This is a genomic window from Streptomyces sp. SID3343, from assembly GCF_009865215.1.
Lineage (GTDB): Bacteria > Actinomycetota > Actinomycetes > Streptomycetales > Streptomycetaceae > Embleya.
In genome coordinates this window covers 1-3,038 of the sequence record NZ_WWJX01001264.1, presented here as the reverse complement: position 1 = coordinate 3,038, position 3,038 = coordinate 1, and the positions used below count along the sequence as shown (strand labels likewise).

The 3,038-nt window shown below is 70.9% G+C and carries 2 protein-coding genes; both read left to right on the top strand.

Features of this window, described 5'->3' with window-relative positions:
* Positions 1 to 1,339: hydantoinase/oxoprolinase family protein (locus GT354_RS39960; RefSeq protein WP_161361340.1), on the top strand; the 1,339-nt coding region annotated here is incomplete at its 5' end.
* 3 nt (positions 1,340 to 1,342) lie between these two features.
* Positions 1,343 to 3,038: hydantoinase B/oxoprolinase family protein (locus GT354_RS39955; RefSeq protein WP_161361337.1), on the top strand; the 1,696-nt coding region annotated here is incomplete at its 3' end.

Genomic DNA, 3,038 nt, shown 5'->3' with positions numbered 1-3,038 from the left:
GTCCGCCGAGGAGGTCGTGCACCAGCCGATCACCACCGTGCTCTCCGGGCCCGCCGCGGGCGCCCTCGGGGCCGCCCTGATCGCGCAGAAGGCCGGCTTCGACAAGGTGCTGACGTGTGACGGCGGCGGCACCTCCACCGACGTCTCGGTGGTCCTGGGCGGTGAGCCCACGCTCACCACCGAGGGCTCGATCGGGCGCTTCCCGTCCAAGATCCCGATGATCGACGTGGTCACCGTCGGCGCCGGCGGCGGCTCGATCGCGTGGATCTCCCCCGAGGGCACGCTCAAGGTCGGGCCGCGCTCGGCCGGCGCCGACCCGGGCCCGCTGTGCTACGGCAAGGGCGGCACCGAGCCGACCATCACCGACGCCCACGTGCTGCTCGGCCGCATCCCCCCGCACCTGCTCGGCGGCGAGATCCCGCTCGACGTGGACGCCGCCCGCGAGGGCCTGACCAAGTTCGCCGCCGAACTGGGTATCGGCGTCGAGGCGTGCGCGACCGGCATCCTGGAGATCTCCGCCTGGAACCAGGCCAACGCGCTGCGCCAGATCACCGTCAAGCGCGGTCTGGACGTCCGTGACTTCACCATGGCCACGTTCGGCGGCTCGGGCTCGCTGCTGCTGTGCCGGCTGATCGACATCCTCGGCCTCGCCGGCGTCATCGTGCCGCGCGACCCGGGCAACGTCTCGGCGTTCGGCCTGCTCACCGTGGACGTGCGCTGCGACTACGTACAGACCGCGGTCGGCAGTCACCCCGATCTCGACCACGCCAAGGTGGCGGGCATCTACGCCGAGTTGGCCGGCAAGGCGGGCGAGGCGCTCGACAAGGAGGGCTTCGCCGCGGCCGACCACCGCTACGTCCGCACCGCCGACCTGCGTTACTTCGGCCAGGCGTTCGAGGTGCGGGTGCCGGTGCCCGACGGCCCGTTCGACACCGCCCTCGCGGACGGCGTCGCCGAGGCGTTCCACGCCGCGCACGAGCAGCTGTACGGCTACAACTTCCGCGGCGACGCGAGCCAGACCGTCGAGTGGGTGAACCTGCGCGTCACCGGCGTCGGCCCCATCCGCCGCCCCGAGCTGCGCGAACTGCCCGCCCGCGACGGCGACACCGAGCGCGCCCGCACCGGCACCAGGCAGGTGTGCTTCTCGGACCGTGACGGCTACGTCGACACCGCCGTGTACGCCCGCGCCGAACTCGCCCCGGGCGACCTGGTCGCGGGCCCCGCGATCATCGAGGAATTCGGTTCCACCATCCCGATCCACCCGGGCTTCGCCGCCCGCGTCGACGCCTACGGCAACGTCGTCGTCACCCGCGACGCCGCCGAGAAGAAGGAGGTCTGAGACGTGACCACGGCAACCACTCAGAGCGCGTTGCACGGTGTGGACCCCGTGCTCCTGGAGATCGTCGAAGGCACCCTCGCGTCGGTCGAGATGGAGGTCGAGACCGCGATCGGCCGTACCTCGCGCTCGCCGATGATCCGCGACGCGCACGACTTCCGGGCGGGCATCCACGACCGCAAACTCCGTAAGCTCACCGGCCGTTCGTACTCGGCCCTCGTGCACCCCATCGCCCGGGACTTCCCGCCGGCGACGATGCGTCCGGGCGACGTGTTCTTCCACAACGACGTCTACGAGTCGGAGGGCGGCATCGGCCACCTGCCCGACCTGTGCGTCACCGTCCCGGTCTTCGCGGACGGTGAAGTCGTGGCGTTCGTCCAGGCGTTCGGGCACCACGACGACATCGGCGGCTGCTGCCCCGGGTCGATGCCCTCGGGCGCGACCAGCGTGTACGAGGAGGGCCTGATGGTCCCCCCGATCAAACTGTGGGACCAGGGCGTACCCAACGTCGCCGCGCTGCGCATCATGACCCGCAACTCGCGGATGCCCGACTCGCTCGCCGCCGACCTCGACGCCGAGTGCTCGGCGTGCCTGATGGGCTCGCGCCGACTCGGCGAACTCTTCGAGCGCTACGGGCGCGAGACGGTCGAGGCGTGCTTCGACGCGATCCTGGACAAGACCACCGAGACCTACCGCCGCGAGATCCTCTCCAAGATCCCCGACGGCGAGTACGTGTGGGAGGACTACGCCGAACACGACGGCGTCGACGAGCCCATGCTGCACACGCAGCGGATCACCCTCACCAAGACGCCCGAGAAGATCGTCATCGACTTCACCGGGACGTCGAAGCAGGCGAAGGGCCCGATCAACCACTGCGGCGACTACGCCGACGGCAACTTCCTCAAGAAGTGGCTCGCGCCGATCCTGCGCAACCTCGCGGACACCCCCGAGCGGATGGCCGAACTCGACGTCAACGAGGGCGTGGTGCCGCTCATCGAGATGAAGTTCCCGGAGAAGGGCACGCTGCTCACGCCGATCTTCCCGGCGCCCACGAACGCCCGTACGTTCGTCATCCTGCGCCTGCTCGGCGTGCTCTCGGGCGTGCTCGCCAAGGCGGTGGACGGCAAGATGCCCGCCGACCAGGAGACGATCCGCTACACGGGCGTGTACGGCCACGACGCCGACGGTCGCTCCTACCTCATGCGCGAGGTGCTGGGCGGCGGCTCGGGCGGGCGCTACTACGCGGACGGCGAGGACACCATCCACGTGGTGCCCGACTCGCGCAACCTGCCCACCGAGTTCACCGAGTCGCGCTTCCCGTTCCTGGTCGAGCGACTGGGCCTGGCCGCCGACTCCGGCGGCCCCGGGCAGTTCCGCGGCGGCCTGGGCTACGAGAAGCACATCCGGATGCTGCTCGACGCGTCCTTCATGTCCATCGCGGACCGCTCGATCCTCGCGTGCTGGGGTGTCAAGGGCGGCAAGGCGGGGCGTTCGTTCCAGGTCGTGATCGACCCGGGCGGCCCCAACGAACGCGAGATGGACGGCCTCGTGGACGACGAACCGGTCAAGGCCGGCGAGGTCATCCGCATCCGCACCACCGGCGGCGGCGGCTGGGGCGACCCGCTGGACCGCCTGACCGCGTCGGTGCTGCGTGACGTCCGCTGGGGCAAGGTCTCCGCGGCGGCGGCGACCGACGACTACG